The sequence below is a fragment of the Salinicola sp. V024 genome (assembly GCF_052645315.1).
Window position 1 is genome coordinate 82,177 of sequence record NZ_JBQXYB010000008.1, and the last position, 24,067, is coordinate 106,243.

The 24,067-nt window shown below is 62.4% G+C and carries 22 protein-coding genes; 6 read left to right on the top strand and 16 right to left on the bottom strand.

Going from position 1 to position 24,067, the window contains the following annotated elements:
* Positions 1–7: 7 nt before the first annotated feature.
* The 9 genes from ACUN9V_RS12990 to ACUN9V_RS13030 all read right to left on the bottom strand — a co-directional run bounded on the left by ACUN9V_RS12990 (position 8) and on the right by ACUN9V_RS13030 (position 8,686).
* On the bottom strand, positions 8–628 hold the full coding sequence (locus tag ACUN9V_RS12990) for an NUDIX hydrolase (RefSeq protein ID WP_445511696.1): 621 nt from the start codon (positions 626–628) through the stop codon (positions 8–10).
* A 162-nt stretch (positions 629–790) separates the two neighbouring features.
* Positions 791–1,567: a hypothetical protein gene (locus ACUN9V_RS12995; RefSeq protein WP_445511697.1), complete on the bottom strand. Its 777-nt coding sequence runs from the start codon at positions 1,565–1,567 to the stop codon at positions 791–793.
* 199 nt (positions 1,568–1,766) lie between these two features.
* On the bottom strand, positions 1,767–2,747 hold the full coding sequence (gene nrdF, locus ACUN9V_RS13000) for a class 1b ribonucleoside-diphosphate reductase subunit beta (protein WP_110654928.1): 981 nt from the start codon (positions 2,745–2,747) through the stop codon (positions 1,767–1,769).
* 97 nt (positions 2,748–2,844) lie between these two features.
* Positions 2,845–5,022, bottom strand: coding sequence for a class 1b ribonucleoside-diphosphate reductase subunit alpha (gene nrdE, locus ACUN9V_RS13005; RefSeq protein WP_439286839.1), 2,178 nt, complete (start codon positions 5,020–5,022; stop codon positions 2,845–2,847).
* Positions 5,004–5,408 (bottom strand): class Ib ribonucleoside-diphosphate reductase assembly flavoprotein NrdI, encoded by a 405-nt coding sequence (gene nrdI, locus ACUN9V_RS13010; protein ID WP_075560528.1) that lies wholly within the window; start codon positions 5,406–5,408, stop codon positions 5,004–5,006. Before nrdI ends, nrdE begins: the two co-directional genes overlap by 19 nt.
* 82 nt (positions 5,409–5,490) lie before the next feature.
* Positions 5,491–5,715 (bottom strand): glutaredoxin-like protein NrdH, encoded by a 225-nt coding sequence (gene nrdH, locus ACUN9V_RS13015; protein WP_075560527.1) that lies wholly within the window; start codon positions 5,713–5,715, stop codon positions 5,491–5,493.
* 366 nt (positions 5,716–6,081) lie between these two features.
* Positions 6,082–6,984, bottom strand: a complete 903-nt coding sequence (gnd, locus tag ACUN9V_RS13020) for a phosphogluconate dehydrogenase (NAD(+)-dependent, decarboxylating) (RefSeq protein ID WP_110693114.1) — start codon at positions 6,982–6,984, stop codon at positions 6,082–6,084.
* Positions 6,985–7,091: 107 nt separating this feature from the next.
* Positions 7,092–8,315, bottom strand: a complete 1,224-nt coding sequence (gene ubiM, locus ACUN9V_RS13025) for a 5-demethoxyubiquinol-8 5-hydroxylase UbiM (RefSeq protein WP_445511698.1) — start codon at positions 8,313–8,315, stop codon at positions 7,092–7,094.
* A gap of 182 nt (positions 8,316–8,497) precedes the next feature.
* Positions 8,498–8,686: a hypothetical protein gene (locus ACUN9V_RS13030; RefSeq protein ID WP_445511699.1), complete on the bottom strand. Its 189-nt coding sequence runs from the start codon at positions 8,684–8,686 to the stop codon at positions 8,498–8,500.
* A 266-nt stretch (positions 8,687–8,952) separates the two neighbouring features.
* On the opposite strand from ACUN9V_RS13030, the gene ACUN9V_RS13035 reads away from it, so the two are divergent.
* The gene (locus ACUN9V_RS13035; RefSeq protein ID WP_445511700.1) at positions 8,953–9,417 is read left to right on the top strand and encodes a DUF2501 domain-containing protein; all 465 of its coding nucleotides are present in this window, start codon (positions 8,953–8,955) and stop codon (positions 9,415–9,417) included.
* Between the two features lie 182 nt (positions 9,418–9,599).
* Here the strand turns inward: ACUN9V_RS13035 and ACUN9V_RS13040 are convergent, their stop codons facing one another.
* Positions 9,600–10,493 (bottom strand): LysR substrate-binding domain-containing protein, encoded by an 894-nt coding sequence (locus ACUN9V_RS13040; protein ID WP_445511701.1) that lies wholly within the window; start codon positions 10,491–10,493, stop codon positions 9,600–9,602.
* 169 nt (positions 10,494–10,662) lie between these two features.
* On the opposite strand from ACUN9V_RS13040, the gene ACUN9V_RS13045 reads away from it, so the two are divergent.
* The 5 genes from ACUN9V_RS13045 (at position 10,663) to ACUN9V_RS13065 (ending at position 16,314) form a co-directional block, all read left to right on the top strand.
* Positions 10,663–11,640, top strand: a complete 978-nt coding sequence (locus ACUN9V_RS13045) for a TDT family transporter (RefSeq protein WP_445511702.1) — start codon at positions 10,663–10,665, stop codon at positions 11,638–11,640.
* 89 nt (positions 11,641–11,729) lie between these two features.
* Complete coding sequence (locus ACUN9V_RS13050; protein ID WP_445511703.1) at positions 11,730–12,836, top strand: serine hydrolase domain-containing protein; 1,107 nt, start codon at positions 11,730–11,732, stop codon at positions 12,834–12,836.
* Positions 12,833–14,440, top strand: a complete 1,608-nt coding sequence (locus ACUN9V_RS13055; protein WP_445511704.1) for a gamma-glutamyltransferase family protein — start codon at positions 12,833–12,835, stop codon at positions 14,438–14,440. Before ACUN9V_RS13050 ends, ACUN9V_RS13055 begins: the two co-directional genes overlap by 4 nt.
* 19 nt (positions 14,441–14,459) lie before the next feature.
* Complete coding sequence (locus ACUN9V_RS13060) at positions 14,460–15,392, top strand: 2-hydroxyacid dehydrogenase (RefSeq protein WP_445511705.1); 933 nt, start codon at positions 14,460–14,462, stop codon at positions 15,390–15,392.
* A gap of 100 nt (positions 15,393–15,492) precedes the next feature.
* Positions 15,493–16,314 (top strand): HAD-IIA family hydrolase, encoded by an 822-nt coding sequence (locus tag ACUN9V_RS13065; RefSeq protein WP_445511706.1) that lies wholly within the window; start codon positions 15,493–15,495, stop codon positions 16,312–16,314.
* Positions 16,315–16,370: 56 nt separating this feature from the next.
* Here ACUN9V_RS13065 and hemG read toward each other — a convergent pair whose 3' ends face one another.
* From hemG to rpsO, 6 genes are all read right to left on the bottom strand, one after another.
* The gene (gene hemG / locus ACUN9V_RS13070; protein ID WP_445511707.1) at positions 16,371–17,804 is read right to left on the bottom strand and encodes a protoporphyrinogen oxidase; all 1,434 of its coding nucleotides are present in this window, start codon (positions 17,802–17,804) and stop codon (positions 16,371–16,373) included.
* A 105-nt stretch (positions 17,805–17,909) separates the two neighbouring features.
* A complete protein-coding gene (locus ACUN9V_RS13075) occupies positions 17,910–19,280 on the bottom strand; it encodes an aryl-sulfate sulfotransferase (protein ID WP_445511708.1) in 1,371 nt (456 codons plus the stop codon).
* 175 nt (positions 19,281–19,455) lie between these two features.
* Entirely contained in the window at positions 19,456–20,088 is a 633-nt protein-coding gene (locus ACUN9V_RS13080; protein WP_445511709.1) for a cysteine hydrolase, read from the bottom strand.
* Positions 20,089–20,171: 83 nt separating this feature from the next.
* Entirely contained in the window at positions 20,172–21,761 is a 1,590-nt protein-coding gene (locus tag ACUN9V_RS13085; RefSeq protein ID WP_110693123.1) for an ABC-F family ATPase, read from the bottom strand.
* Positions 21,762–21,941: 180 nt separating this feature from the next.
* A complete protein-coding gene (gene betC, locus ACUN9V_RS13090; RefSeq protein WP_445511710.1) occupies positions 21,942–23,456 on the bottom strand; it encodes a choline-sulfatase in 1,515 nt (504 codons plus the stop codon).
* A 289-nt stretch (positions 23,457–23,745) separates the two neighbouring features.
* A complete protein-coding gene (gene rpsO, locus ACUN9V_RS13095; protein ID WP_075560513.1) occupies positions 23,746–24,015 on the bottom strand; it encodes a 30S ribosomal protein S15 in 270 nt (89 codons plus the stop codon).
* Between the last annotated feature and the right edge of the window lie 52 nt (positions 24,016–24,067).

The following is a 24,067-nucleotide window of genomic DNA, read 5'->3' on the forward strand; positions in this document are numbered from 1 at the left end:
AAATGACTCAATCGATCAGCGCCGCGCGATGCGGGTCGGCATGGAAATCGAAGGCATCGGCAATGTCCCGCGCGATGACGCGAGGCTCCGAGAGCGGCGGCAGCTCGGCGGGCGAGAAATAGGCGGCATCGTGCACTTCATGGCCGGGATCGAGCGGCGCACCGTCGAGGCGCTCGCAGAGGAAGAACAGCTTGTAGAAATCGAGCACGTCCGGCGGGTAGGCGTGCCTGGCCTTGTGGCGGATGGCGTAGAGCCGTTTGACCGCGACCGTGACGCCGGCTTCTTCCCACACCTCCTTGACCGTGTTGTCGGCTGCCGACAGCCCGATTTCGGCGTAGCCGCCGGGCATCGTCCAACGCCCGTCCATCTTCTCTTTCACCAGCAGAATCTTGCCGTCGTCGATGATCGCCGCGCGCACATCGATCTTGGGCGTGACGTGCCCTTCGCCCTCGCCCAGCGCCAGATTTACCCGACCGATGGGAATATCGCCCAGCGCCGCCATCATCGCGGTCGAGAGCTCGGCGACCTCTTCATAGCGCTCGCGGTCGAACTTGTCGTGGCAGTAGTGCAGCCCAGTATCGGCCAGGGCCGAGAGCCGTTTGGCCCAGGCGAGCCATTGATCTTCCATGAGGGGGTTTCCGATCGCAGAGGTTGGATGACAATGCAGGTTCGGCTAAAGACTAACAACTGCGGCTAGGGACGTCAGGCAATGGTATGAGTTGGAGACACGAAAAAGCCCTTCCGGAGAAGGGCTCGCCTCGCTGACAATCGATGAGTCGCAGCGATGGCTTCAGCCGGCTGCGGGCGCTTCGTGCTTCGGTTGCGGGCCGTGATTCGGGCCACCATGCGGGCCGTTGTGCGGGCCGCGCGGCGGCTGGGTCAGCGCCTCGAAGGCGGCAACCTGCTCGTCGTCGAGCACCTCGGCAAGCGCGCTGTGGCGCTGTTCGAGCAACTGCTTGAACTGGGCGCCGCGGGAGTCTTTTGTCGCGTCGTCAGCTTTGGCATCGGGACGCTTCAGTTGATGCAGGCCATCGAAGAAGGTGCGTTCGGCATTCAGCACCTCGGCGCTCTGGTCCTGATTGAGATCCCAGGTCGCGAACAGCGGCGCATAGCGTTTCTCCAGCTGTGCGGTCATCTGCTCGGGATCCATCTTCGGGCCACCGTGATGACGCATCATCCCGGGCCGCGGGCGCTCCAGCATCTGGTAGGCGTGCAGCTGTTCGTCGGTCAGCACGCCAGCCAACTGTTCACGCTGCCGTTCGAGCAGTGATTCCATCGCCGCGCGACGCTGCTCGGGTTCAGCCTTGTTGTCGCCGTCATTCGAATCACCGTGCAGTTGCTTGAGACCTGCGCGGAAATCGCTGTCGGCCTGGGCCAGACTGGCCAGCTCGTCTTTGTCGAGATTCCAGCTGGCGACCACGGCATCCTTGAGCGGGTTGGCATGTGCCATTCGCGCTTCGTGAGGCGCGGGCTGTTTGGGTTGTTCGGTGGATGCAGCCAGGGCCAGCGGTGACAAGGTGGAAGCGGCAACGGCCAGCGCGATGAGTGATTTGTGATGAAATTTCATGACTTCGACTCCGGTTGCGCACCGAGACGCGGTGCAGGAGCACTATCTCGCCGTTTCGTGCAGGCAGTGTGCAGTGAGCGTGAAAGGGCGAATCACCAAATCGTCAAAGCCTGACATTGTCGTACCAACTCGTGCCGACATGAAAAAACCGCCCGGAGGCGGTTTTCAGGAAACAGGGTGACCCGTTCTCGCATGAAACTCAGAACGCCCAGTCGTCGTCTTCCGTACTGACCGTCTTGCCGATGACGTAGGAGGAGCCGGAGCCGGAGAAGAAGTCATGGTTCTCGTCGGACCCCGGCGACAGCGCGGCGAGGATCGCCGGGCTGACATCGGTGACACTGGCCGGGAACAGCGCTTCGAAGCCCAGATTCATCAGCGCCTTGTTGGCGTTGTAGTGGAGGAACTTCTTGACGTCCTCGGTGAAGCCGACGTCGTCGTAGAGCGACTCGGTGTACTTGACCTCGTTGTCGTAGAGCTCGTGCAGCAGCTCGTAAGCGTAGATCTTGACCTCTTCCTGACGCTCCGCCGGTAGCTTGGCCAACTGACGCTGGAACTTGTAGCCGATGTAGTAACCGTGGATCGCTTCGTCGCGAATGATCAGACGAATCAAATCAGCGGTATTGGTCAGCTTGGCGCGGCTCGACCAGTACATCGGCAGATAGAAGCCGGAGTAGAACAGGAACGACTCCAGGAAGGTGCTGGCGACTTTACGCATCAGCGGGTCTTCGGCGCGATAGCGCTCGAGAATCAGCTCGGCCTTCTTCTGCAGGAACGGGTTTTCTTCGCTCCAGCGATAGGCGTCGTCGACATCGCGCGTGGTGCACAGCGTCGAGAAGATCGAGCTGTAGGAGCGCGCATGGACCGACTCCATGAAGCTGATGTTGGTGATAACCGCCTCTTCATGGGCGGTTACCGCATCTTCGATCAGTGCCGGCGCGCCCACCGTTCCCTGGATGGTGTCGAGCAACGTGAGACCGGTAAAAACGCGGATCGTCAGCTGCTGCTCCTTCTCCGTCAGCGTATTCCAGGCGGGAATGTCGTTGGAGAGCGGAATCTTCTCCGGCAGCCAGAAGTTGCCGGTCAGGCGGTTCCAGACGTCCAGGTCCTTGTCGTCCTGGAGACGGTTCCAGTTGATCGCATCGACCCGATTCAGGTGACGGGCGGCAGAGGTAGCGGGCATATCCATGGGAGTGCTCTCGTTCGGTTGGCGCCGGGAAAGACGTTTCGCCATCGTTTCCCGGCGCGTTCACGCAAAGTCGGTCGTTATGGAAGGACGATCACAGAGTGCAGGAAACGCAGCCCTCGACTTCCGTCCCCTCGAGGGCGGCCTGACGCAGACGAATGTAATAGATCGTCTTGATACCTTTGCGCCAGGCGTAGATCTGCGCGCGGTTGACGTCACGGGTGGTCGCCGTGTCGCGGAAGAACAGCGTCAGCGACAGGCCCTGATCGACGTGCTGCGTCGCCTCGGCGTAGGTATCGATGATCTTTTCCGGGCCGAGCTCGTAGGCGTCCTGGTAGTACTCCTGGTTGTCGTCGGTCAGATACGGCGCCGGGTAGTAGACGCGACCCAGCTTGCCTTCCTTGCGGATCTCGACCTTGGACGTCACCGGGTGGATGCTCGAGGTGGAGTTGTTGATATACGAGATCGAACCGGTCGGCGGGATCGCCTGCAGGTTACGGTTGAAGAGCCCATGAGCCATGACCGACGCCTTCAGCTCGCGCCAGTCGTCCTGGGTCGGGATCTCGATACCACTCTTCTCGAACAGCCCGCGCACTTTCTCGGTCTTCGGCTCCCACGCCTGCTCGGTGTACTTGTCGAAGTATTCACCGCTGGCATAGGTCGATTTCTCGAAGCCGGCAAAGCGCTTGTCGCGCTCGATGGCGATGCGGTTGGAAGCGCGAATGGCGTGAAACGCGATGGTATAGAAGTAGATGTTGGTGAAATCCAACCCTTCTTCCGAACCGTAGAGGATGTGCTCACGCGCCAGATAACCGTGCAGGTTCATCTGCCCCAGGCCGATGGCGTGCGACTTGGCGTTGCCTTCGGCGATCGACGGCACCGAGGTGATGTTGCTCATCTCGGAGACCGCGGTCAGACCGCGAATGGCCGCTTCCACCGTGGTGCCGAAGTTCGGCGAATCCATGGTCTTGGCGATGTTGAGCGAGCCCAGGTTGCAGGAGATATCCTCGCCGATCTGACGGTAGCCGAGATCGTCGTCGTACTCGGTCGGCGTGTTGACCTGCAGAATCTCCGAGCACAGGTTCGACATGTTGATCCGGCCGTGGATCGGATTGGCGCGGTTGACCGTGTCTTCGAACATCAGATACGGGTAGCCGGATTCGAACTGCAGCTCGGCGATGGTCTGGAACAGCTCGCGGGCGTTGATCTTCTTCTTGCGGATACGCCCGTCGGCGACCATCTCTTCGTACTTCTCGGTGACGCTGATGTCACCGAACGGCACGCCGTAGATGTGCTCGACGTCGTAGGGCGAGAACAGGTACATGTCCTCGTTGCGCTTGGCCAGCTCGAAGGTGATGTCCGGCATCACGATGCCCAGCGACAGCGTCTTGATCCGGATCTTCTCGTCGGCGTTCTCGCGCTTGGTGTCGAGGAACCGCAGGATGTCCGGATGATGCGCGTTGAGATAGACCGCACCCGCGCCCTGACGCGCGCCCAGCTGGTTGGCGTAGGAGAAGGCGTCTTCGAGCATCTTCATGATCGGAATGATGCCGGAGGACTGGTTCTCGATACGCTTGATCGGGGCGCCGGCTTCACGAATGTTGGAGAGCGAGAACGCCACGCCGCCACCACGCTTGGAGAGCTGCAGCGCCGAATTGATCGAGCGCCCGATGGACTCCATGTTGTCTTCGATGCGCAGCAGGAAGCACGACACCAGCTCACCGCGCTGACGCTTGCCGCAGTTGAGGAAGGTCGGCGTCGCCGGCTGGAAGCGGCCATGAATGATCTCTTCGACCAGCTGCTTGGCCAGCGTCTCGTCGCCGCGAGCCAGACTCAACGCGACCATGCAGACACGATCTTCGAAACGCTCGAGATAGCGCTTGCCGTCGAACGTCTTGAGTGTGTAGCTGGTGTAATACTTGAACGCGCCCAGGAAACTCTGGAAGCGAAACTTCGCCGCATAGGCCTGATCGAACAACGCGGTGACGAAGCTGAAATCGTACTGATCGAGCACGCTCTGCTCGTAGTAGCTCTCTTCCACCAGATAATCGAGCTTTTCCTTCAGCGAGTGAAAGAACACCGTATTCTGGTTCACGTGCTGCAAAAAATACTGACGCGCCGCTTCGCGGTCCTTGTCGAGCTGCAGATGGCCGTCGGCATCGTACAGGTTCAACATGGCGTTGAGCGCGTGGTAGTCGAGCGCCTTGGCGTTATGTTCGGCGCCGGCGGCGGGTCGCGCTGCCGTACCGGTATCTAGGCTGAGCGTTTCCAAAATTCGGTCACTCCTGCGAGGACTCGATGGACATCTTCGACAGTGCCCATCAGTTCAAAACGATAGAGAAGCGGTACCTGACACTTTTGCGCAACGACTCGACCGGCCAGACCGAAGGAATGGCCGAAGTTGGTATTGCCGCCGGCGATCACGCCGCGAATCAGGGACCGATTGTGTTCGTCATTCAGAAAACGAATGACTGGCGCGGGTACCGCGGAACGCGGGTCGCCATCACCGTAGGTCGGTACAACGAGAATATAGGGTTCTTCAATCTGCAGGGACGGGTCGCTTCGGTTCAGTGGAATCCGGTTTGCCGGTAATCCCAGCTTTTCGACGAAGCGCCGTGTATTGCCTGATTTGGTCGAGAAATAGACCAGCCCAGCCATGACGGCTCTCCTGCGCCCTGCGCGGTTTTCGGCAGCGCGGAACCCGGTTCCACGCTAGCCCGACAAATTCGAAAGGGTCAGATCAGGCTACCAGCGTGCTGATCTTGTCCGGACGGAAGCCGGCCCAGTGATCTTCACCTGCCACCACGACGGGGACCTGACGATAACCCAGATTCTGGACACGCTGCATCGCAGCGGCATCTTGGGTCAGGTCGACCACGGTATAGTCGATTCCCTGCTTGTCCAGGGCGCGATACGTGGCGTTGCACTGGACGCAGGCAGGCTTGCTATAGATCGTGATGCTCATGATAACCATCCTTGACAGGAAAAATCGCCCACCGACGGCCGATGGTGCAGGCTTGGGCAGCGTAAGGATCCGGTTTTTTCACCGCCCCCGCTGCTTCTGGAAAACACTATATATGGTAGCCCACCCATTTTCCAAGCATAGATGTGGTCTTTTTCTGTGACTTTCCTGTGGACAGTTTCGGGCCCTCACGGAGCCCGCATGGTAGCTCGCCTCACGCCATGTCAAGGGTCAAAAAGTCGTGCCCCGGGACGCAAAACGCGCCGGAGGCTTGTGCCGCCCGGCGCGTCGAGACACTACATCTGGTAGCCGATGAAGATCGCGCGGACAGCTCAAGCGTCTCGATCGGGTGGTGAAAGCAGCGCCGGACTAGTCCTTCTTGATCGCGTGGCCACCAAACTCGTTACGCATGGCGGAGAGCAGTTTGTCGCCGTAGGAGTCCTGCTCGCGGGAACGCAGACGCTCGAGCAGCGACAGCGTGATCACCGGTGCGCTGACATCGAGCTCGATGGCTTCGGCCACGGTCCAGCGGCCTTCACCCGAGTCCGACACGTACGGAGCGATGCCCTCGAGCGATGGATTCTTGTCCAGCGCATCGGCAGTGAGATCGAGCAGCCAGGAGCGTACCACGCTGCCATGACGCCAGATCTCGGCGACCTGATGCAGATCGAGATCGAAATCCTTGCGCTCCATGATCGCGAAACCTTCGGCGTAGGCCTGCATCATGCCGTACTCGATGCCGTTGTGGACCATCTTGGTGAAGTGGCCGGAACCGCTGGGACCGACATGCCCCCACCCCTTGTCGGCGGCCGGCGCCAGGGCTTCGAACAGCGGCTTGAGCGAATCGACGATGGGCGTCTCGCCCCCCACCATCATGCTGTAGCCTTCCCGCAGCCCCCAGACACCGCCGCTGGTGCCGACATCGACATAGTGAAGATGATGCTCGCGCAGCGTCTCTGCCCGGCGCACGGTGTCCTTGTACATCGAGTTGCCACCGTCGATCACGATGTCGTCCTTCGACAACATCGGTTCGAGCTCGGCGATGAGCTTGTCGACCAGCGGGCCGGCCGGGACCATCAGCCAGACGATTCTGGGCGCAGGCAACGCTTCGACGGCCGCCGCCAGCGATGCCGACGACTCGATGCCTTTCTCGGCCGCCTTCGCCATCGCCTCCTCGCTGGGGTCAGAGCCCACCACGCGGTGCCCGGCGCGTACCAGCCGCTCGGCCATGTTGGCGCCCATGCGCCCGAGTCCCACCATTGCAAGATCCATACGAACTCCTCTTGAGAGAGAAAGGTCTTGAGAAGAGAAAGGCGAGAGCCAGAGTCTTCCCGGCATCGCCCGACGAATGGCATCCGGCGGCCACGTGTCGAGTGCGACTAGTTCGACGAGCGCATCAGATGGCCGGCGATCAGCCGTTTGACCGGCCAGGCCGCCTCACCGGCTCGCAGCACCGCCTTGCGCAATAGCCTGGCCGGTGTGCGGTCATCGGTGTACAGACCGACGATCGCCAGGGTCGCGGCAAACAGCGGCGCGGTCGCCAGACGTTGCTCGCGCTGGTAGCGCCTGAGCAGCGATGACGAGGCGATGTCCTCGCCCTGAGCCCGCGCGTCACCGATCAGATCCGCCAGCCGCGACAGTCCCTGCAGGCCGAGATTGAAGCCGTGCGCGGTCACCGGATGCATGCCCACGGCGGCATCGCCGATCAGTGCCTGACGGGGCCCGACGAAACGCTCGGCATAGACGCTGACCAGCGGATAGCGGTGCGGTTCGGCGGCCCGACGCATCGCCCCGAGGCGGCCGCCGAAACGTTGGGTGATATCGGCGTCGAACGCTTCGACGCTCAGCGCGAGTTGCTTCTCCATGTCCGCCGGAGAGAGCGTCAGCACGACCGACGAGCAGTGGGTATCGACCGGTAGCAGCGCCAGCGTCTGGCCGTGGCCGAACCACTCCCACGCCGTCTGATCATGAGGTTCGTCATGATGCATGCGGCAGACCAGCATATGCTGGCCGTGCTGATAGCTGTGAACGGGGATACCCATGGCCCGGCGCGTGGTGGAAAAGCGGCTGTCCGCCGCCACCAGCAGCGAGGCATGAATGCGCTCGCCACTCTCGAGAACGAGATCGACGGCGGTATCGCCTGCCTGGAAGTGGGCGATTTCCTGCTCGTCACGCCATAGGATCTCGCCCGGCCCGGGCGCCGACGCCTGCGGTATCGTTGTCTGCAACGCCGCATAAGCCGCTCGCCGGATCACCCGATTGGGCACCAAGCAACCCAGCGGTTCGTCTTTCGACGCATCCGGCGCGATCTGCATCGCGAATAGCGACTGGCCATCGAAAACCTTGGCACCACGCATCCGGGCGCGTTCGGCCGGCTCGACTCGCGACCAGACATCGAGTTTGTCGAGGATCTGCTGGGAGGACCGGGTCAGCGCAATCTCTCTGCCATCACTATCGGGATTCATCATCGCCGAGCGCGGCTGACGATCGATCAGCATGGCGCTGACACCCTGACGCGACAACGCATTGGCGAAACACAGGCCGATCGGCCCGGCCCCGACGATGGCGACGTCGACCCGTGTCACAGCGGTTGAATCATCCATGGGTGCCGCTCCCTGATATCGGTGGGCCGTAACGGTAACGGAAAAGGGCGCCACGGCGAAACGTCGCCATGGCGCCTGGCGGGCCCCATCGTTCTTCGCGGCCCGTCCTTCGCGCGGCATCCCGTTCACTGCGGCGCCGGAGAACGATCATCTCGATGGAGCCCGGAGGCCGAGCGACAAGCTCAGTGCTTCTCGCCATGAACCTTGATGTGGCCCACCTTGTCCCTGAAGATCTTCTCTTCGAACTCGACTTCTAGATGCATCTCGCCCTTGGCCGGAACACGATGATATTCCAGACCGCTGAAACTCAATTCCAGATCATCGTCGTACTCTTCGAGCACTTTCCTGAATTCGCCAACGGTAATAATCATGACATCTCCTTTTTTCGAGGGAACATCGGATCCCTTCCGACACTCCAAGCCTAGACCATGACGCCGGTTCGGCGTTTCGTCTTCGGTCAATGTGATCTTCCGGAGATCGTCTCGCCAGGCCGACACGGCCATTCATGGTTACCCTAGCGTAGGACAGCGCTAGCTTGGCGTCTCATCGCCCATCGTCAACATGGCGTCACCAGCCGCGAATCGCTTCATCGGACCCTCGCCTGCAGGGTTTCTTTTTCAGCCAGGAGTCTCATTTGATGAATCTTCGTTTCCTTTCCGCCACGCTGCTGACCGTCTCCTTCGCGGCCTCGCCGATGGCCTCGGCCTACAGTTTCGATAGCGTCAAGAAAAACGCCGGCGAGATGATGTCCGGCCAATCCTCCCAGAGTACGGGCACCGCCAGCGGCGCGTCGCTGCTGAGCTCGCTGGGCTCCGGCTCGATGAATCTGGGTAGCATGCAGAACGTGGCCGGCGTGCTCGGCTACTGCCAGGATCAGGGCTATACCGAAAGCACCACCGACAAGGTCAAGAACAGCCTGCTCGAGAAGATCGGCGGCCAGAGTCAGGCCGAGGAGAGCGACAGCTACCAGCAAGGCCTTAGCGGGCTGCTCGATGGCGGGAACGGTCAGACCTTCAGCCTGACCCAGCTCAAGGATCAGGTGGGCAAGAAAGCGTGCGGCATGATCACCGACAAGGCGATGTCGTCGTTCCTCGGCGGCTGATACCGCCAGCGAACGATTCGCTGCACTGGCAGCCGCTTCGCCGCTGTCCGCTTTAACACTATCCACTTCACCACTATTCACTTCACCACTGTCCACTTCACCACTGCCCGCATCACCAAGGCCGAGCGCCCCGAGTTCGCTTCTCGGAATCGGGGCGCGCGGTGGCTGGCCGGGTTCACGGCTCAGGTGGCGAAGCTGTCACTCCGATCGCGGCAGAATTCGACGAACCGCTCGATCAACGGGCTGCGATACTTGTCGCGGTGCAGCACCAGGCTGAATTCGCGGGTCATTTCCAGCGCCAGTTCGATCTCGACAAGGCGACCATCGTTCAGGGCGTGACGCGCCTCCAGTGCGGACAGACACGTCAATCCGAGACCGGCCGCGGCAGCATTGATGATCGCCTCCGCCGAGTTGATCTCCAGGCTCAGCTCCCATTGCGGCAGCTGGGGCGCAATGAAGCGCATGAACTGTTCGCGAGTCCCCGAGCCCGGCTCTCGCAGCAGCCATCCGTAGTCCGCCAGCGCACCAACCGCCATCCTGCCCCGATGCGCCAATGGATGATCGGGGGCCGCTGCGATCAGCATCCGATCGCGCCGCCATGGCAGCACGTGGAAACGCTCCCCCGCTGCACGCCCCTCGATCATGCCGATATCGAGCTCGAACGCCTCCAGCGACGCACAGATTGCCGCGCTATTGGCGATGGTGACCCGTTGATCCCGGTGCCCGGTCTCGAGACGAAAGTCCCGCAGCAGCGACGGCAGCAACTGATGACCGATCGTGTAGCTGGCACCAATATGCAGATGCCCGCCCAGAGCGTCGTTGTCGAAAAGCTGCTCGATTGCCTCGCTGCGGGCCAGCAGTTCGTCCGCCATCGGCAACAGCCGTCGGCCCTGATCGTTGAGATGGAGTCGGTTGCGATGGCGATCGAAAAGCGTACGGCCGCACTGCTTCTCCAATTCGGCCAGCGCAATGCTGACTGCCGGCTTGGTCAGGAACAGTGTCGATGCCGCCGCCGTCAGCGTCCGCTCATGAGCCACCGCGACGAAGACCTGCAACTGACGAAAGGTGATCGCCATCGTTTCTCCTGATTGCCCGATTCGTGATCGCCCAATGCCTGAGCGTCCAATGCCTGATCGTCAAATCCCTGGCCGTTAATTTTTATAAAACGCCAAGTGAAGAAAGTTAAAATATAACGATAGCTCGAATTGCCATAAGGTGTCTCCATCGATTTCGAGGAGAACCTCCATGCCCGCTATGTCTCAGCGACTCCAGACCGCCCCGACCCCGATGGCCGGCCTGGCGCTGGGCATCTCCAGCCTGGGCTGGAGCTGGGAAAGTTTCGCGCCGCTGGGCGGCGTGGCTCAGCTGAGCGGCGCGGCAATCGCCGCGATCATGCTGCTGGTTCTCGGCGCCAAGTTCGTGTTTCACCCGCGCCTGCTCTGGGCGGACCTGGCGCATCCCGTCGTCGGTAGCGTCGTCCCGACCTTCGCCATGGCGCTGATGGTGGTGTCGAAAGCCGTAGGAGACTGGCTGATGCCGGAAGCCGGCGTCGCCCTCTGGCTCGCCGCGGTGGCGCTCCACCTGGGTTTTCTCGCCGCTTTCGTCGTGCATCGGGCAAAGGCTTTCGAACTTCACCATATGGTGCCGGCCTGGTTCGTACCGCCGGTGGGGATCATCGTCGCCGATGTCGCGTTTCCGGGTGTCGCGGCGCTGCATCCGCTGGCCATCGGTCTGCTCTACCTCGGCATGGGGCTCTACGCCATCCTGCTGCCGGTGATGATCTATCGGCTGATCTTCGCGCCGGAGATTCCCGACCCGGCCAAGCCGACCATCGCCATCATGGCGGCACCCGCGAGCCTGTCGCTGGCGGGATATCTCACCGTGGTCACCGAGCCATCGCCGCTGTTGATCGCCCTACTCGGCGGCATCGCGGTGCTGATGACCCTGATCATCTACCTGGCCTTCTTCAAGCTGCTACGGCTGCCCTACAGCCCGGGCTACGCCGCGTTCACGTTTCCTATGGTGATCGGCGCCACGGCGCTTTCGAAGACCGCCGGGTGGATGCAGGCCCACGGCTTCGACGCGCACGATATCGCTATCGTTCACGGCCTGGCGATACTGGAAGTGATCGTTGCCACCGCCATCGTCGGCTATGTCGCCCTGCGCTACCTCGGCTTCTATCTCCATGCCTGGCGCCAGAGCACGATGCCCCGCCCGGTCTGAGGCGTTCCTTTGCCGTAAATAGTCTGACGCGCACTCTCTGATGACGAGTCCTGATGACGAGCGCCTGATAACGAGTTCCGCATGACGGCATGGAAGAACCTGACGGCATGCGCCAGACTCAACGCATGCCGATTACCCGCTCTCCCCGTCCCTTTTCCGTCGCCGCCCGTCTTCGCTGGCAGCGTCTTGCCATCAGCCTGATGCTGGCGACGCTACCGTCGCTGACCCTGGCCAGTCCGTTGCCCGAAGCCACTCGCGCCGGCGCGATCGAACATGCCCGCGAGCTACCCCGCAGCCACACCCTGATGGTCGCCATCGACGGCAAAACCGTGATCGACGAAGGATTTCGCGGCCACGCCACCGACGAGACCGCCAACATCAAGTCGCTCTCCAAGACGCTGATCTCGGCGCTGGTGGGCGCGGCGATCGATCGCGGCGTGATCGAGAGCGTCGATCAGCCGATAGTCGAGCTGCTGGGCGATCGCGTCCCCGCCGATATCGATCCTCGCGTGAACAACATCACCGTCGGCAACCTGCTCTCGATGCAGGCCGGACTGGAGCGCACGTCCGGCAGCAACTACGGCGCCTGGGTCGCCAGCTCTAACTGGATTGCCGACGCGCTCGAGCGTCCCTTCGTCGCCGAGCCCGGCGGTCGCATGCTCTACTCCACCGGTAACAGCCATCTGCTTTCGGCCGCACTCACCGAAGCGACCGGCCGCAGCACGCTTTCGCTCGCGCGAGACTGGCTGGGCGCGCCGCTGGGTTTCGCCATTCCGCCGTGGACACGCGACCCGCAAGGCATCTACTTCGGCGGCAACGAGATGGGGCTGACGCCGCAGGCGCTACTGCGTTTCGGCGAGATGTTTCGTCACAACGGTCAACTCGACGGCCAGCGCGTGCTTTCCGCCGACTGGATCGAGCGCTCGTGGCAGCCGCGCACGCGATCGTTCTTCAACGGTGACGATTACGGCTACGGCTGGTTCATCACCGAACTCGCCGGCGAACCGGTCTATTACGGCTGGGGCTATGGCGGCCAGTTGCTCTACATCGTGCCATCCCGAGCCATGACCGTGGTGATGACTTCCGATCCGACGCCGCCGTCCAGCGGCAGCGATTACCTGGACGACGTGGAGGCGCTGGTTGGCGATCTGATCGAGGCAACAGCGAATCACGACAACGAGGGCCCCAACTCGTGACCCAACCCCATCGCGATATCGAAAACTGGACGCTGACCACGCCCGCCGCTCGCTCGAGCCGAGGAGCCGTGGCTTCCCAGCATCGCTTGGCGGCGCAGGCCGGCGCCGCGCAGCTCGACGCCGGCGGCAACGCCATCGATGCCATTGTCGCGACCGCCTACGCGCTCAATGCGGTCGAGCCGTGGATGAGCGGCCTCGGCGGTGCCGGCTTCATGGTGATCTGGCTGGCGAAGGAGCAGCGCGCGGTGGCGCTGGATTTCCAGGGCACGTTGCCCGGCGATATGCGGCTCGAGGATTACCCGGTCGATCCGGCGCTACCGGCGACGCCGATGGGCTTTCCCGGCGTGGTCGACAACGCCAATATCGAAGGCTATCGCTCGATCACCGTGCCCGGTGCCGTGGCCGGGCTCGATCATGCGCTCTCGCGCTTCGGTTCCCGGTCACGCAGTGACGTCATGACGCCAGCCATTCAGCTGGCCGAGCGCGGGCTGCACGTCGACTGGTTCACCAGTCTGCAGATTGGCGTCTGCACGCGTACGCTGGCTCGTGATCCGATATCGGCATCGATCTATCTGCCCGGCGGCCACCCGGCGACGCCGGAGAGCCGGTTGCGAATCCCGAATCTGGCCGAGACGCTGGGCGAGATTGCCGAGGGCGGCGCCGAAACGTTCTATCGTGGTGCGCTGGCCGAACGGATCGTCTCCGATCTTCAGGCCGGCGGCTCGCGGATTTCCCGCGCGGATCTCGCCGCCTATGAGGTGTTCGAGTACACCCCGATGGCCGCCGAGCACCGCGGCTACACACTCTATACCCCGGGCGAGGTTTCCGGCGGCCTGCGCCAGCGCGAAATGCTGGCATACGCACTCGAGGCGATGCCGACGCCACCGGAAAACCCGACGGCAGAAACCTGGCTCGCCTACGCCGAGGCGCTGGAGCAGTGCTGGAAGCGGCACAAGATCCGCAACGGTGTCATCACGGAACAGGGCGCCTGTACCTCATCGATGTCGTCGGTGGACGCCGAGGGCAACATGGTGGCGCTCACCTATACCCTGCTCAACCGTTTCGGTTCCGGCGTCACCCTGCCCTCCACCGGGATGCTGATGAACGACAGCGTCAGCTACTTCGACCCGCGCCCCGGCTACCCCACCACCATGGCGGGCGGCAAGCGTATCAACTCGTCGAACATGTGCCCCACGGTGGCCGTGAAAGACGGCGAGGCGCGCTTCTCGATGGGCGCTTCCGGCGGCAATCTGATCATGCCGGCGGTGACCCAGGTCGCCGCGCTGATGATGGACTTCGACATGAGTGTCGAGGATGCGATACATCATCCGCGAATCGATGCCAGCTACCGTGGTTCGGTGCGCGTCGACCCGCGCTTCAGTCCAGAAACACTGGCAAAGCTGGGCCAACGTTTCGAATTGGAGATCGCCCAGCAGGTAATGTTCCCCAAGCTCTACGCCTGCGTGTCGGCGGTATCGCGGAATCCGACCACGGGCGAATGCGCCGGCATCAACGACCCGACGCAACCCGTCGGCGGCGGTGCCGCGCCCGCGCCGTTTCACATCGAACCGCTCGACGATGACGAGCCGGTCGTGCGCCCCTGATCACTACCAGGATTCCGAGATGTCCATCGTTGTCTCAATACCGGGTGTGGATAAAACAGACTGGTGGATCGAACAGCTTCAGAAGCTGCTGCCCGGCTGGACGATCCGCTCGATTCATAACCCTGGTGACGTGGAAGCCGTCACCTACGCCGTGGTGTGGAAGCCAGCCGAAGGCGCATTTCTCCCATTCCCCAATCTCAAGGCGATCGTGTCGCTGGGCGCGGGCATCGATCATGTACTGGCCGATACGAAGCTGCCACGCCAGATACCGATCATTCGCACCGTGGGTACGGATCTGACCCAGCGCATGCGCGAGTACGTGGCCTTGCATGTGCTGAGCCACCATCGCGACATGCCGACGATCAGCGCCAACCAGCGCGCCCGACAGTGGAAGCAGCTGGTCGTCCCGCCAGCGACGGATCGCCCCGTGGGCGTCATGGGGCTCGGCAATCTGGGGAGCGCGGCGGCTTCCACGCTTTCCGCGCTGGGTTTCGAGACGCTGGGCTGGTCACGCACGCAACGCGAGATCGAGGGCATAACGACCTTCGCTGGCGACGCCGAATTCGCAGCATTCCTCGGCCGCTGCCAGATCCTGGTCTGCCTGCTGCCGCTGACCGACGCAACGACGGGCATTCTTAACGCCGAGCTTTTCGCCAAGTTGCCGAAAGGCGCCAGCGTGATCAATGTCGGGCGCGGCCCACATCTCGTCGACGACGACCTGCTCGCCGCGCTGGATAGCGGCCAGTTGAGTCACGCCACGCTGGACGTGTTCCATGTCGAACCGCTGCCGAGCGAGCATCCGCTCTGGTCGCACCCCAAGATCACGGTGACACCGCACATCGCCTCGCTGATCGACGCGCCCACCGGCAGCCGGATCGTCAGCGCCAATATCGAACGCTTCGAGCGCGAGGGCAGCGTACCCGATCTGGCCGATGCCGAACGCGGCTACTGAGCGGGTGAAGTCGACATCACTTGTTGCCGACAAGTTGCTAAACTGGCGGAACCAGTAATCAGGTATCGATCATCTCTCCACACGCGTGCCAAGGGGCCCCATGTCTAATAAAGAGACTAATAAAGAGACCAGCAAAAAAGACAACACCGCGAGTCGACGTAACATCAAATCCTGGTTGACCGACATGGATGGCGTCCTGGTCCACGAGAACAAGGCCATCCCTGGCGCATCGGAGCTGATCAATCAGTGGCGAGAGCGCGAGATCCCGTTTCTGGTGCTGACTAACAACTCGATCTACACCCCGCGGGATCTGAGCGCGCGCCTAAGGCAGAGCGGCCTGGAGGTTCCCGAGGACAAGATCTGGACCTCGGCACTGGCGACGGCATCGTTCCTGCGTGATCAGGCGCCGGGTGGGTCGGCATTCGTCGTTGGCGAGGCGGGGCTGACCACCGCGATTCATGAAGCCGGCTTCATCATGACCGATACCAAGCCGGACTACGTCGTGCTCGGTGAAACCCGCTCCTACTCGTTCGAGGCGATCACCAAGGCGATTCGCCTGATTCTTCAGGGCGCGCGCTTCATCTGCACCAACCCGGATGCCACCGGCCCCAGTCAGGAAGGCGTTCTGCCGGCTACCGGCGCCATCGCGGCGCTGATCACCGAGGCCACCGGGCGCAAGCCGTATATCGTCGGCAAACCCAACCCGATGATGTTCCGCTCGGCGCTGAACAAGCTCGGCGTCCACTCGGACGGCGCCGGGATGATCGGCGATCGCATGGATACTGATATCGTCGCGGGTATCGAAGCCGGCATGCACACGGTGCTGGTGTTGAGCGGTATCGCCGATCAGGCCGAGATCGAACGCTATCCGTTCCGTCCCCGGGAGATCCTGTCGTCGGTGGCGGAGCTGGTGGACAAGTAGATCGATGGGCTGAGCCAGTGGATCACTCGATATTGACCTGACGGCGCCCTCCGCCGTCAGCTCGGCTCGGCCGCCAGCAGTTTCTCGCCCAGCAGTCGACCGTTCTCGAGACAGTCGCCCACGGCGATACCGCCACGCCAGTTACCGGCCAGGTGGAGCCCGGAATACGCCCGAAGCGCGTCATCCAGCGCCTCGATTCTCGCCAGATGACCGACTTCGTACTGCGGAATCGCCTGCGGCCAGCGTGTCACCTTCTGCCACACCGGTTCGCCGCGGATGCCCAACAGATCGCGCAGATCGCCGAGTACCCGTGACACCTGTGTCGCATCGTCTCCGACTGCCGCTTCGGGACTCTGGCGACCGCCGATGAATACGTTGAGCAGCTTGTGGCCGGCTGGCGCGCGACCCTCGAACAGCGTCGACGAGAACAGTGCGCCCAGCGTTCGGCGTTTTTCGGCGCGCGGAATCAGCACGCCGAAACCATCCAGCGGATGCGCGATATCCTGCTCGCGGAAACCCAGTGCGATGGCGTTGACCGGCGGATAGGCGATGGCTGCCAGCGGCTTCGCCAGCCGCTCGTCCAGCGGGCGCAGCAGCGTCGCCGCCACGGGTGCCGGCACCGCCAGCAACAGCGAACGGGCCCGCCATTGCCGGCCGTTGCGATCCTCGACAACCCAGTGCTCGCCTTCGCGACGAATGCCGCGGATCTCGCAGTGCGTCTGAAGTGTCGCGGTCGGCTGGGCGGTAATCCCCTCTGCCAGCCGGTCCGTCAGACGCTGCAGCCCCTGCGGAAAGCTGACCAGTTTGCCCCGCCATTCGACCGGTATCGGTGACGGATCGCGGCGCGCCTGGCGCAGCCGCTTGAGACCGCCAATGATCAGCGAGCGGTGCTCCTGTTCCATCGCTGCCAGCCGTGGCATCGCGGCCTGAACCGAGAGCCGCGCGGGGTCTCCGGCATAGACGCCGGAGACGAACGGATCGACCATGCGTCCGAGAATCCTTGGCCCCAGGCGGCGCGACACGAAAGCGGCCAGTGTCTCTTCCGATGCCGTCGAGCGGGCAATGAACGGCTCGCGAGCGAGCCGTGCCCAACCGCGCCAGCCGATGATCGGGCTGGTCAGCGCATCCAGCGGCTTCATCGGCAGCGCCACGGGCTGGCCGTTCAGCACCACGAAACGCTTGGTGCTTTCCGCATTGGCGGGCTGCGCTTCGCCAAGCAGGTCGAGCTCGTCGAGCAACGCGTAGAGCGGCGGCTTCATGATCACAGTGTTGGGGCCGTGCTCGATCTGCCACTCGCCGTCCCGCTCGGTATGCAGATTGCCGCCGACCTGATCGTTGCTTTCGAGCAAGGCCACGTTCTGCCCGCGCTTGGCCAGCGTCCAGGCCGCCGCCAACCCGGTCGCGCCGGCGCCGACGATCAAGGTATCGAGCGGGGTATCATCCCGAGCGGCATTCGTGGCGGGCGAGGAATCTGCGGCGTGGCTGGTCATGGCGACTCGTGCGGGTAAGTGTGTGATGCAGTCTACGCAGACCTCACCTCATCTGCATCCGGCCAGCGTGCGACGGCTTGCCGTCACGCCGGCCGGGCGAGAAGCTCAGGTGCCGGAAGGCGCTTCAGGCTGGCCCGGATGGCAGCCGGGCGCCGCCGGATAGCGACCGCAGTCCGGCTTCACCGCGGTTTCCTCGTGGGGCGTGCCGTCCGGTGCCCAATCGTAATCCACCAGCTGCGCGCGATAGACCTGATTGGTGACGTAGTCGTCCTCAGGCATCGATTTGCCGAAGAACGGGCTGACGTACTCCCACACGATCTCGCCTGCCGACGTGATCTGAAACAGACGGCCGTTCTGGCCCTCGTCGATCAGCGTATTGCCGTTGGGCAACCGACGCGCGCTCGAGATGAACGAACTGTAGAAGGTGTAAGGCGAGCGCCCGGACATGTCGCCGGAGTACTGCCAGACGATCTTGTCGCTGGTCGGATCGACCTCGATCACGCGGGACGAAGAGAAGAACCCTTGCTTCGACGGCGGGAAGCCCGCATTGCCCTGGTTGTCGAAGATCAGCAGGTTGCCGGCGCCCGGCAGGCCCTCCGGAATGATGTGCGCATCGTGCGAGCCCACGGTCTGGTCGACCGGGCGTCCGAGCTTGCCGGTCAATTGCAGCGCCGGGAAATCCGGCCCCATGCGCCAGACGATCTCGCCGCTCTTGCGATCGACAATGAAAGTGACGTTGGCATTGCGCGAGTTGATCAGGATATTGTCCGGCGCGAAGCGCTCGTCGCCGTCGTCATACCGGTGATTGGGCCCGACCGGCACCGCGGTATTCAGATGCAGGAAATCCGGATCCTCGGAATCCTTGAGCGAGCGTAGCCGTTCGTCGGAGAAACCCATCTCATCAAGGTGGTCTCCGGCACTCCAGGACCAGACTACCTTGCCGTCGGCATCGACCTCTTCCACCGCGTTGTCGATGATCTCGTAGTCGAAACCGTTGAGTTCCCGTATCCCTGCGGTCATCACCAGGTTGTTGCCGTTGGGCAGGCGGCGCATATCGTGATGCTGATAGACCGGGTCCTGCTGACTGCCCCACTGCCATTTCACCTCACCGTCCCAGTTCACTTCCGCGACCGAGGCGTTGGTCAGGCCGTTACCGGGACTGGCATGTTCAGGCGGTTTTTCGGCCCGCGCCAGCTGCACCAGCAGATGCCCTTTTTCGCCGTCGGCCTGATCGGCGGAGAGCGGGATCGGAGGAAAACCTTCGTAGTCCCAGCGGTGAACCTCGTTGCCGTTCATGTCGATCAGGTGCGTTTTGAGATCGCCGCCGGGAAACAGCACGAAACCGTTGTAGGCCCGCTCGGGATCGTAATAGGTGGTACCGGTCGGGAAACTGCTGGGCAAGGCAATGGCTGAAGTCGCCACGGTCGTCAACATGGCACCCAGTAATACCGAAACGGATCTTGCTCGTGACATCATCGCTCGTCGCTCCTTCGTCGAGTCCCGCCGTGCGCGGGTGTGGCCGGCACCGCGGTGTCGGCGAAATCCACTTGGCCGATGATGAAAGTCGTTGATCGCCATCGGCTTTACGATAGATCTTTACATAAGACCCCCGCGACGGCGTTTCTCTCCCGGACCCGGAAACGTTTCGCGCCTACGCGGCGCCCGGGAGTAATCCGGCGAACTCCTCGCTGGTCATCGGCCTGGAGAACATCGGGTAGTCGTAGGCGATGGCGGCATCGTGCTCGGCTTCGCTGGTGGCGGCGACGGCATCGGTCAGCGTCAGCACCTCGAAACCCTTCTCGTAGCCCGAGCGCATGGTCGATTCGACGCAGCAGTTGGTCAGGAAACCGGCCAGGGCGATCGTTTCGATACGCTTGCTGCGCAGGATGAAGTCGAGGTTGGTCGAGGCGAAGGTGTCCAGACCACGCTTGCCCTCGATGACGATGTCATCGGGCTGCGGCGTGAGTGCCTCGCAGATTTCGGCACCCCATTCACCTTTGACGAACGCACTACTGTTCACCACTCCCGCCAGAATGCCGTAGGGTCGGGCCGTGATCTCGCCGTACCCCGGCGCGAACTGAATCGGCGCATGGAGAATGCTGACGCCCGCGGCACGCGCTCTGGCGACCAGATCCCGGGTCTTGGCCAGCATGTCATTGCCCGCCATCACGCCTTTCACGGCATCGTGAAGCGCGCCGCCTTCAGAGGTGAAATCGTTCTGGAATTCGATCAGTACCAGGGCGGTCTTGATCGGATCAATGCGCTGGGGAAGGGCGGATGTCATGGCGGGAAGCTCCTGAAAGGGAATGGACTCGCTGTCGTTCAGCGTAGCCCAAACCCGGTCAGAGAGCGGTAGTGCAGCGAACGCTAGCCGTATACGCCCTGGCTGCGCAGATAGTCGTCGTAGTTGCCGCTGAAATCGACGATGCCGTCCTCTTTCATCTCGATGATTCTGGTGGCCAGCGAGCCGACGAATTCACGGTCGTGGCTGACGAAGATCAGCGTGCCGGGATAGTTGTCCAGTGCCAGGTTGAGCGCCTCGATCGATTCCATGTCGAGGTGGTTGGTGGGCTCATCCATCACCAGCACGTTGGGCTTCTGCAGGATCAGCTTGCCGAACAGCATCCGCCCCTGCTCGCCGCCGGAGATCACCTTGACCGACTTGCCGATGTCATCGTTGGAGAACAGCATCCGACCCAGCGCACCGCGAACGGTCTGCTCGCCCTCGGTGGTCCACTGGCGCATCCAGTCGAACAGCGTCTCGCCGCTTTCGAAGTCGGCGGCGTGGTCCTGGGCGAAGTAACCCACTTCGGCTGCGTCGGTCCACTTCACCTCGCCGGCATCCGGCGTCATCGTGCCGACCAGGCAATTGAGCAGCGTGGTCTTGCCGATGCCGTTGGGGCCGATGATCGCCACTCGTTCGCCGGCTTCGATCTGCAGGCCCAGGCGATCGAACAGTACGTTGTCGCCCCACGCCTTGGAGAGTTTCTCCGCCGTCAGCGCATGGCGATGGATCTTCTTGGTCTGCTCGAAACGGATGAACGGGCTGACTCGCGACGACGGCTTGACCTCGTCGAGCTGGATCTTGTCGATCTTGCGCTGACGCGATGTCGCCTGCTTGGCCTTGGAGGCGTTGGCCGAGAAACGGCTGACGAACTGCTGCAGCTCGGCGATTTCGGCCTTCTTCTTGGCGTTTTCGGAGTGCAGGCGCTCGCGGGCCTGGGTCGCGGCGATCATGTACTCGTCGTAGTTACCCGGGAACAGCCGCAGCTCGCCGTAGTCGAGATCCGCCATATGGGTGCAGACGCTGTTCAGGAAGTGACGATCGTGAGAGATGATGATCATCGTCGAGCTGCGGGCCCGCAGGATGTCTTCCAGCCAGCGGATGGTGTTGATATCCAGATGGTTGGTGGGCTCGTCGAGCAGCAGCACGTCGGGATCGCTGAACAGCGCCTGTGCCAATAACACCCGCAGCTTCCAGCCCGGCGCCACCACGCTCATCGGCTGAGTGTGCTGTTCGAGCGGAATGCCCAGCCCCAGCAGTAGTTCGCCGGCGCGGGACTCGGCGGTATAACCCTCGAGTTCGGCGAAGCGGACTTCCAGATCGGCGACCTTCATGCCGTCCTCGTCGCTCATCGCCGCCTGAGAGTAGATCCGCTCGCGTTCAGCGGCCACCTCCCACAGCTCCTCGTGGCCCATGATCACGGTATCGATCACCCGCTCGTTCTCGAACGCGAACTGATCCTGGCGCAGTTTACCCAGCCGCGTGGTGGCATCCTTCATCACCTGGCCGCCGCTTGGCTCCAGGTCGCCCCCCAGAATCTTCATGAAGGTGGACTTGCCGCAGCCGTTGGCGCCGATCAAGCCATAGCGATGGCCACCGCCGAATTTGACGGAAACGTTCTCGAACAGCGGCTTGGGGCCAAACTGCATGGTGATGTTGGCAGTAGAGAGCACAGCGGGGAATCTCGCGGGAAAGGGCGTGAATGAAACGACGACAGAATGAAAAGACGAAAGCCGAGACAGGCTCGGCTTTCGTCTGGGACGTTCGTCGTAGACGGATTATACGCGGATGCGGCGCTCGCTCATACGCCACGCGCGAAATGATTGCCGCCTCGGCCTCCTGCAGCCGACGTATTATTCACCGCGGGGGAAGCGCTGAGACTCCTCGACGATGTTGAGATCCATGTGGTTGCGCATGTAGCGCTGGGAAGCGTCCTGCAACGGCTGGTGATCCCACGGATAGTAGTGCCCGTTGCGCAGCGCTTCGTAGACGATCAGCCGCTGTGCCTGGCTTTCGCGAACCTCGGCGTCGAAACGCTGCATGTCCCAGCGCTCGCGGACCTTGGCCTGGAATTCCGCCAGCGTCTCGGCGTAGTCCGGGTCGTCGGCCAGATTGCGGGTCTCGTTCGGATCGGCCTCGAGATCGAACAGCTGCGGCGGGTCGATCTCGCAGTGGTTGAACTTCCACTGGCCTTCGCGAATCGTCACCAGCGGCGCCTGCGTGCCCTCGGCGGCGTACTCCATGTAGACCGGCGTCTCGCGGCTGCCACCTCGCGCCAGCGGCAGCAGCGACTCGCCATCGGTCCAGGGTTCGACTTCGGAGAGATCGATGCCCACCAGATCGGCCAGCGTGGCATTGATGTCGATGGTCGATACCGGCGCCTTGACCGAGCGCGGTTCGAGGCCCGGCGCGGCAATCATCAGCGGCACTCTGGAGGAGCCTTCGAACGGGCTCATTTTGAACCACAGCCCCTTCTCGCCAATCATGTCGCCGTGATCGGAGCAGACCACGATGATGGTGTTGTCGAGCATCCGGGTCCGTTCCAGCACGTCCAGGATCGAACCGACCTTGTCATCGATATAGGAAATATTGGCGAAATAACCGCGGCGTGCCCGACGCACGTCTTCCGGCTGGATATCGAACTTGGTGTAGTCGTTGGCCTCGAAGACCCGCTGACTGTGCGGATCGAGTTCGTCGAAGGGCACCACGTCCTGCTCCGGATCGAGATGCTCGCAGTCTTCGTACAGATCCCAGAATTTGCGCCGCGTGACATAAGGGTCGTGCGGGTGGGTGAAGCTCACGCACATCGACCACGGACGCGCGTCATGTCCGCGGGAGAGATCGAACAGTTTCTGCTCGGCGTGGAAGGCGACTTCGTCGTCGTACTCCATCTGGTTGGAGATCTCGGCGACGCCGGCGCCGGTGACCGAGCCCAGATTGTGATACCACCAGTCGATGCGCTCGCCGGGCTGGCGATAGTCCGGCGTCCAGCCGAAGTCGGCGGGATAGACATCGGTGGTCAAGCGCGTCTCGAAACCGTGCAACTGATCCGGCCCCACGAAATGCATCTTGCCGGAGAGGCAGGTCGAGTAGCCGGCGCGACGCAGGTGATGGGCCCAGGTCGGCACCGCTGAACGGAACTCGGCGGCGTTGTCGTAGACGCCGGTACGCGACGGCAACTGGCCCGACATGAAGGCCGCACGGCCCGGCGCGCACAGATAGCTCGGCGTATAGGCGTTGCTGAAATTGACCGATCGTTTGGCCAGCTTCTTGAGATTGGGCGCGTGCAGAAAGTCCGCCGGCCCGTCCTGAAACAACGTGCCGTTCACCTGGTCGGCCATCAGTACCAGAATATTGGGTCGCGTCATGCGTCCTCCTGCGTCATTGAATTTGTCGTTCGAGATAGGCTCCAGCTTGCGCGCCGGGAACGAATCAGTGCAAACGATCAATTCGACGCCTGAGGCCAAGCGAAGCTTGGGCTGAACGTTCCATCACTCATTCGAGCGCAGCGCCTGACAGCAGGAAGTGGCGCCGCAGGGTCGAGGAAAAACAGTTATCCACAAAAAAGCCCCACCGAACGGATCGGTAGGGCTCTTTCACCAACGGCACCAGGCCATCGGCTGTCGCTAGCACCGCCGGAAGCGGCGGCTCAGCGATTTAGCGGCGCAGGCCAAGCTTCTTGATCAACGCCTGATAGCGTTCGAAGTCCTTGCCCTTGAGGTAGTCCAGCAGTTTACGACGCTGGTTAACCATGCGGATCAGGCCACGACGAGAGTGGTGATCCTGCTTGTGATCCTTGAAGTGACCCTGCAGACCGTCGATGTTGGCGCTCAGCAGTGCGACCTGGACTTCCGGGGAACCGGTGTCGCTTTCGCCCTGACCAAATTCCTTGACGATCTCGGCCTTCTTTTCAGCAGTTAGTGCCATGAAAAACTCTCCAGCAAGCAATATGCCTGAATGATGAATGTCGGAGACCACG

Coding starts and splice junctions, on each gene's coding strand:
- ACUN9V_RS12990 (WP_445511696.1), bottom strand. CDS start 628: ATGGAAGATCAATGGCTCGCCTGGGCCAAACGGCTCTCGGCCCTGGCC.
- ACUN9V_RS12995 (WP_445511697.1), bottom strand. CDS start 1,567: ATGAAATTTCATCACAAATCACTCATCGCGCTGGCCGTTGCCGCTTCC.
- nrdF (WP_110654928.1), bottom strand. CDS start 2,747: ATGCCCGCTACCTCTGCCGCCCGTCACCTGAATCGGGTCGATGCGATC.
- nrdI (WP_075560528.1), bottom strand. CDS start 5,408: ATGGCTGGGCTGGTCTATTTCTCGACCAAATCAGGCAATACACGGCGC.
- nrdH (WP_075560527.1), bottom strand. CDS start 5,715: ATGAGCATCACGATCTATAGCAAGCCTGCCTGCGTCCAGTGCAACGCC.
- gnd (WP_110693114.1), bottom strand. CDS start 6,984: ATGGATCTTGCAATGGTGGGACTCGGGCGCATGGGCGCCAACATGGCC.
- ubiM (WP_445511698.1), bottom strand. CDS start 8,315: ATGGATGATTCAACCGCTGTGACACGGGTCGACGTCGCCATCGTCGGG.
- ACUN9V_RS13030 (WP_445511699.1), bottom strand. CDS start 8,686: ATGATTATTACCGTTGGCGAATTCAGGAAAGTGCTCGAAGAGTACGAC.
- ACUN9V_RS13035 (WP_445511700.1), top strand. CDS start 8,953: ATGAATCTTCGTTTCCTTTCCGCCACGCTGCTGACCGTCTCCTTCGCG.
- ACUN9V_RS13040 (WP_445511701.1), bottom strand. CDS start 10,493: ATGGCGATCACCTTTCGTCAGTTGCAGGTCTTCGTCGCGGTGGCTCAT.
- ACUN9V_RS13045 (WP_445511702.1), top strand. CDS start 10,663: ATGCCCGCTATGTCTCAGCGACTCCAGACCGCCCCGACCCCGATGGCC.
- ACUN9V_RS13050 (WP_445511703.1), top strand. CDS start 11,730: ATGGAAGAACCTGACGGCATGCGCCAGACTCAACGCATGCCGATTACC.
- ACUN9V_RS13060 (WP_445511705.1), top strand. CDS start 14,460: ATGTCCATCGTTGTCTCAATACCGGGTGTGGATAAAACAGACTGGTGG.
- ACUN9V_RS13065 (WP_445511706.1), top strand. CDS start 15,493: ATGTCTAATAAAGAGACTAATAAAGAGACCAGCAAAAAAGACAACACC.
- hemG (WP_445511707.1), bottom strand. CDS start 17,804: ATGACCAGCCACGCCGCAGATTCCTCGCCCGCCACGAATGCCGCTCGG.
- ACUN9V_RS13075 (WP_445511708.1), bottom strand. CDS start 19,280: ATGATGTCACGAGCAAGATCCGTTTCGGTATTACTGGGTGCCATGTTG.
- ACUN9V_RS13080 (WP_445511709.1), bottom strand. CDS start 20,088: ATGACATCCGCCCTTCCCCAGCGCATTGATCCGATCAAGACCGCCCTG.
- betC (WP_445511710.1), bottom strand. CDS start 23,456: ATGACGCGACCCAATATTCTGGTACTGATGGCCGACCAGGTGAACGGC.
- rpsO (WP_075560513.1), bottom strand. CDS start 24,015: ATGGCACTAACTGCTGAAAAGAAGGCCGAGATCGTCAAGGAATTTGGT.